Source organism: Streptomyces sp. CO7 (assembly GCF_053474865.1).
Genome location: NZ_JBRIOU010000178.1, coordinates 1 through 6,818, shown reverse-complemented (window position 1 = coordinate 6,818; position 6,818 = coordinate 1). Strand labels below are relative to the sequence as shown.

Below are 6,818 nucleotides of genomic sequence, written 5' to 3'. Positions count from 1 at the left end.
GTGGTGCGCGGTTCCGCCGTGAACCAGGACGGTACCAGCGGCCAGCTCTCCGCCCCCAACGGCCCGTCCCAGCAACGGGTGATCCGTCAGGCACTGGCCGACGCCGGGTTCACCCCCGCCGACATCGACGCGGTCGAGGCGCACGGAACCGGCACCAGGCTGGGCGATCCGATCGAGGCGCAGGCGCTCATCGCCGCCTACGGGCAGGACCGCCCGGCGGAACGGCCGCTGTGGCTGGGATCGCTGAAGTCGAACATCGGTCACACCCAGGCCGCGGCCGGTGTGGGCGGGATCATCAAGATGGTCCAGGCGATGCGCAACGGTCTTCTGCCGCGGACGCTGCACGTCGACGAACCGACCCCGCACGTCGACTGGTCGGCCGGCGCGGTCCGGCTGCTCACCGAGAACGTCCCCTGGCGGGCGCAGGACCGGCCCCGCCGGGCCGCCGTCTCCTCCTTCGGCATCAGCGGCACGAACGCGCACGTGGTCCTGGAGGAGGCGCCCGGACCCGAGCCCGTCGAGGACCAGGTCGCCGGCGCGCCGCCCGGCGGGGCGGTGGCGCCCTGGCTGCTGTCCGGGCACACCGGGCAGGCGCTGCGGGAGCGGGCCGGCGGGCTGCTGAAGTACCTGGAGACACGGCCCGGCACGGACGTGGACGCGGTGGCGAAGGTCCTCGCGGAGGGCCGGGCCCATCTGGACCACCGGGCGGTCGTCGCCGTCGCGGACCGGGAGGAGCTGCGGGAGGCCCTTCGGGCCCTGTCGCAGGGGACCGCCCACGCGGGTCTCGTGCAGGGCGGAGTCCGCCCGCCGGGCAGGACGGTGTTCGTCTTCCCGGGCCAGGGCTCGCAGTGGGAGGGCATGGCGGCCGAACTGCTCCGTACCTCGCACGTGTTCGCCGAGCACGTCGCCGCCACCGCACGGGCACTGGAGCCGCACACCGGCTGGAACCTCCTCGACGTCCTCACCGGCGTGCCCGGCGCCCCGCCCGCCGACCGGGTGGACGTGGTGCAGCCGGCGCTGTTCGCGGTCATGACCGGTCTGGCGGAGCTGTGGCGCCACCACGGGGTCCACCCCGACGCGGTCGTCGGCCACTCGCAGGGCGAGATCGCCGCCGCCCACGTGGCCGGCGCGCTCAGTCTGGAGGACGCAGCGAAGGTGGTGGCGTTGCGCTCCAAGGCCCTGCTGTCGCTGGCCGGGACCGGTGGCATGGCGTCCGTGGCCCTGCCGGCCGACCGCACCGCCGCACTGCTCACCGCGTACGAGGACCTGCACGTCGCCGCGCACAACGGGCCGGGCACCACCGTCGTCGCCGGGGACGCGGGCGAACTCGCCCGCCTGGTCGCCACGCTCACCGAGCAGAACGTCCAGGCGCGCACCATCCCCGTCGACTACGCCTCCCACACCCCCCACGTCCACCCGCTCAAGGACACACTCCAGGGCCTCCTGCGGGGCGTCACCCCTCAAGCGGGCACCGTCGCCTTCTACTCCACGCTCACCGGCGGCCGGATCGACACGACGGAGCTGACACCGCAGTACTGGTTCGAGAACCTCGCCAGCCCCGTCCTGCTCCACCCGGCGCTCGAGGCGCTCGCCGCCGACGGCCACACCACCTTCGTCGAGTCCAGCCCCCACCCCGTCCTCACCACACCGCTGACGGACACCGTCGACGCCCTCGACCAGGACACCCCGGCGGTCGTCACCGGCACCCTGCGCCGCGACGACGGCTCCCTCACCCGCTTCCACCGGTCCCTGGGCCACCTGTACGCCCACGGCCACGCCACCGTCTGGCACGTCCCGGACCCCGCCGGCGCGCCCCCGACCGACCTCCCGTCCTACCCCTTCCAGCGCCGGAGCTACTGGCTGGAGGACGCGGCCGCCGGCGGGGAACCGGAGAGCCTCGGCCTGCAGGCGACCCGGCACCCGCTGCTCTCGGCCGCGACGACGCTGGCGGAGGGCGACGCCCTGCTCCTCACCGGGCGTACGTCGGCCCGCGCCCACCCCTGGCTCGGAGACCGGACGCTCAACGGCACGGTGCTCCTCGAACTGGCCCTCCAGGCAGGGCGGCTGCTCGGCCTGCCGGTGCTGGAGGAGCTGACGGTCGGGACACCGGTCGCCGTCCCGCCGGGCGGCGGGGTCGACCTGCAGCTCTCGGCCACGGCGCCCGCGGAGGGCGAGGGACGACGTGAGTTCGTGCTGTCGGCCCGGCCGTACGAGGACGCACAGGACGACGAGTCGCTGCACCGCTCGTGGACCCGGCTGGCGTCGGGGATCCTCGCCGGCGCCCGCGCCGACGAGCCCTCCATCGTCGAGCCCTCCGCCGGCGCGCGGGAGGACCTGACGGTCTGGCCGCCGCCGGGAGCGGTGGCCGAGCCGCCCCACGACGACCCGGACGCGCTCGCCCCCGCCACCTTCTGGCGGCTGGGCGACGACCTCTGGGCCGAGGTCGCGCTGCCCGACGAACTCGTCGGCGAGGCGAGCGGGTTCGCCGTCCATCCGGTCCTGCTGGACGCCGTCCTGCGGCCGGTGCTCGAGGCCGCCGACGACGTGTCCCGCGTCCCGGGCGCGTGGCGGGGCGTCACCCTGCACGCCGCCGGCGCCGCCGCGCTCCGCGTCCACGTCCGGGCACCCGCGGCCGACGGGAGCCGGACGCTGACGCTGGCCGACGTCACGGGCGCTCCCGTGGCGGGTGTCCGGGCCGTCGCCCCGGTCGACCTGCCCCGCTCCACCGCCTTGCGGCACGACTGGCTGTACGGCCTGGACTGGCTGCCGCTTGCCGAGGTGTCCGCCGCCGGCACCGCGCAGGACCCGGCCGACTGGGCGGTGCTCGGCGACGCGGTGGACCCGGCCGAGGCGTTCGACGCCGCGCGCCGGGTGCCCTACGCCATCGGCGACGACCGGGCGCCCTCACTCGTCGTGCTCGCCGAGCAGGACACCGAGGCGCTGTTCACCTCGCTACGAGGACTGCTGGCCGACGAGGCGGCGGCCGACAGCCGGATCGTCGTGGTCACCCGGCACGCGGTCACCACCCCCCACGACGACGTGCAGGACCTCGCCCCGGCGGCCGGCTGGGGGCTGGTGCGCACCGCGCAGTCCGAGCACCCGGGCCGGATCACTCTGGCCGACGTGGACGGCGATCCCACGTCGCTGTGCGCCCTGGCCGACGTCGCGGCGTCCGGAGAGGAGCAGGTAGCGGTGCGGGGCGGGCAGCCGCTGGTGCCCCGGCTGGCCCGCTCCGCTCCGCGCGAGTACGCGCAGGAGGCCCCGGCGCCCGACCCGTCGGGGACCGTGGTCGTCTCCGGCGGCGGCGACCTCGCCGCCTGGGCCGCCGAGTACTTCGTCTCCGTGCACGGCGCCCGCCGGCTGCTGCTCATCGGCGGGGGAGAGGAAGTGGCACGGCCGCTGGCCGGAGCGGACGTCGAGGTGCTGGTGGCGGAGGGAACGGCCGCCGACCGCGACGCCCTGGCCGCCGCGCTGGCCCTGCTGTCGGCCGCCCACCAGCCCACCGCGGTGGTGCACGTGGCGCAGCCCGCAGCCGAGGCGGTCGTCCTGTCCACGCCGTCCGGGGACTTCGCGGACGCCCTGCGCACCGGCACGGACGCCGCCTGGAACCTGCACGAACTGACCCTGGGCGGCGCCCTGACCTCCTTCACCCTGCTCGCCCCGGACCCCTCGGCCGCCCTGGGCGGCACGGGCCAGGCGGCACGGGCCGCCCTCGGCGCGTACCAGGACGCCCTCGCCCAGCACCGCAGGGCGCTCGGGCTGCCGGCGGTGTCCCTCGCCTGGGGGCCCCGCGAGGACGGACCGGCCCAGCAGCCGTCCGGACTGGCGCCGGTCCCTGCCCGGCGGGTGGGGGAACTGCTCGACCTCGCCCTGCGCTCCCGGCGGCACGGCGTGCTCCTCGCCGCACGGCTGGACCGGACCGCGTCGGAGGAACGTGCCGCGGCGGGACTGCTGCCGCCGGTGCTGCGTTCCGTGGTGCGCACGCTCAGGGCGGCCACCTCGGGCACCGGCTCCACGACCGGCACACTGGCGTCCACCCTCACCGGGCTCCCCGAGGCCGACCGCCGACGCCTGCTGCTGGACCTGATCCGGGACCAGGTCGCCGGAGTGCTCGGGCACTCCGCCCGCGACGGCATCGACACCTCGCGGGCGTTCAAGGACCTGGGCTTCGACTCGCTCACCGCGGTCGAACTGCGCAACCGGCTCAACGCGGCGACCGGCCTCAAGCTGCCCAGCACCCTCCTGTTCGACCACCCGTCGCCCGAGGCGCTCGCCGCCCACCTGCTGGCCGAACTCGTCGGGACCACCGCCGGACCCGCGACCGTGGGGCGCTCGGCCGCGACGTACGACGGCGAGCCGATCGCCATCGTTGCCATGGCCTGCCGCTACCCCGGCGGGATCACCTCGCCGGACGACCTGTGGCAGGTGGTCGTCTCCGAGAGTGACGTCATCTCGCCGTTCCCCGACGACCGGGGCTGGGACCTGGACCGGCTGTTCCACCCCGACCCGGAGCACACCGGCACCTCCTACGCCCGCGAAGGCGGCTTCCTGCGGGACGCCGACCAGTTCGACCCCGGATTCTTCGGCATCAGCCCTCGCGAGGCCACCAGCATGGACCCGCAGCAGCGACTGCTGCTGGAAACGGCCTGGGAGGCGTTCGAGGGCGCGGGCATCGACCCCACCTCCCTGCACGGCTCCCGCACCGGCGTCTTCGCCGGCGTGGTCTACACCGACTACGGCTCACGGGTGAAGCTCCCCGCCGACATGGAGGGCTACCTCGGCTTCGGCAGTGCGGGCAGCATCGCCTCCGGCCGGATCGCCTACACGCTCGGCCTGGAAGGGCCGGCGGTGACCGTGGACACCGCCTGCTCGTCCTCGCTGGTGGCCCTGCACCTCGCCGTGCAGTCGCTGCGCCTGGGCGAGTGCGACCTCGCCCTCGCCGGCGGAGCGACCGTGCTGTCCCACCCCGACATCTTCATCGGTTTCAGCCGGCAGCGCGGACTCGCCCGCGACGGCCGCTGCAAGGCGTTCGCGGCGGCCGCCGACGGCACCTCGTTCGGCGAGGGCGTGGGGCTGCTCCTGGTGGAGCGCCTCTCCGACGCCCGCCGCAACGGCCATCCGGTGCTCGCCCTGGTCCGGGGCACCGCGACCAACCAGGACGGCGCCAGCAACGGCCTCACCGCCCCCAACGGCCCGTCGCAGCAACGCGTGATCGGACAGGCGCTCGCGGACGCCGGGCTCGCCCCGGCCGACGTGGACGCCATGGAGGCGCACGGGACGGGGACCACGCTGGGCGACCCCATCGAGGCGCAGGCGGTGATCGCGGCCTACGGGCAGGACCGCCCGGCGGAGCGGCCGCTGTGGCTGGGGTCGCTGAAGTCGAACATCGGTCACACCCAGGCCGCGGCCGGGGTGGGCGGCGTGATCAAGATGGTCCAGGCGATGCGCAACGGTCTGCTGCCGCGGACGCTGCACGTCGACGAGCCGACCCCGCACGTCGACTGGTCGGCCGGGGCCGTGGAACTGCTCACCGCGCCGCGGGCATGGGCCCCCGACGGCCGCCCGCGCCGTGCCGGGGTCTCCGGCTTCGGCATGAGCGGGACGAACGCCCACGTGGTCCTGGAGGAGGCGCCCGAGCCTGTCGCGGAAAAGGGGGCCGGTTCGCCGTCCCGTGGCGCGGTGGTGCCCTGGCTGCTGTCCGGGCACACCGAGCAGGCGTTGCGGGGGCGGGCCGGTGGGCTGCTGGACTACCTGGAGGCGCGCCCCGAGGCGGACCTGACCGCCGTGGCGAAGGTCCTGGCGGACGGTCGCGCGCACCTGGACCACCGAGCCGTCGTCGCGACCGGCGACCCCGACCGGCTCAGGGAGGCGCTGGCGGCGTTGGCCGCGGGCACCGCGCACGCGGGTCTCGTGCGGGGCAGTGTCCGTCCGCTCGGCAGGACGGTGTTCGTCTTCCCGGGGCAGGGTTCGCAGTGGGACGGCATGGCGGCCGAACTGCTGGAGACCTCACCGGTGTTCGCCGAGCACGTGGCGGCCACGGCGCGGGCACTGGAGCCGCACACCGGCTGGAACCTCCTCGACGTCCTGACCGGCGTGCCCGGGGCTCCTCCCGCCGACCGGGTGGACGTGGTGCAGCCGGCGCTGTTCGCGGTCATGACCGGTCTGGCGGAGCTGTGGCGCCACCACGGGGTGCGCCCGGACGCGGTCGTCGGCCACTCCCAGGGCGAGATCGCCGCCGCCTACGTGGCCGGGGCGCTGAGCCTGGAGGACGCCGCGAAGGTGGTGGCGTTGCGCTCGAAGGCCCTGCTCTCGCTCGCAGGGACCGGTGGCATGGCGTCGGTCCCCCTGCCCGCCGAGCGGACGGCCGCACTGCTCGCCGGGTACGACGACCTCCACGTCGCCGCCCACAACGGGCCAGGCACCACCGTCGTCGCCGGGGACGCCGGCGAACTCGCCCGCCTGGTGGCCGCACTGGAGGAGCAGAACGTCGAGGCGCGCACCATCCCCGTCGACTACGCCTCCCACACCCCGCACGTCCGGCCGCTCAAGGACACCCTGCTCGACGTCCTCGACGGCATCACTCCCCGGGATGCCCACCTCGCCTTCTACTCCACGCTCACCGGCGGCCGTATCGACACGACGGAGCTGACGCCCGAGTACTGGTTCGAGAACCTGGCCAACCCCGTCCTGCTCCACCCCGCCCTGGAGGCGCTCGCCGCCGACGGCCACACCACCTTCGTCGAGTCCAGCCCTCACCCCGTCCTGCTCACCCCCCTCACCGACGCCACCGACGACGCGACCGCGGTGGTCACCGGGAC

The 6,818-nt window shown here is 75.5% G+C and carries 1 protein-coding gene; it reads left to right on the top strand.

The genetic code is table 11. From position 1 onward, the window contains the following. On the top strand, nt 1-6,818 hold a 6,818-nt coding region (locus tag ACOV8S_RS31975), incomplete at both ends, for an acyltransferase domain-containing protein (RefSeq protein ID WP_448322033.1).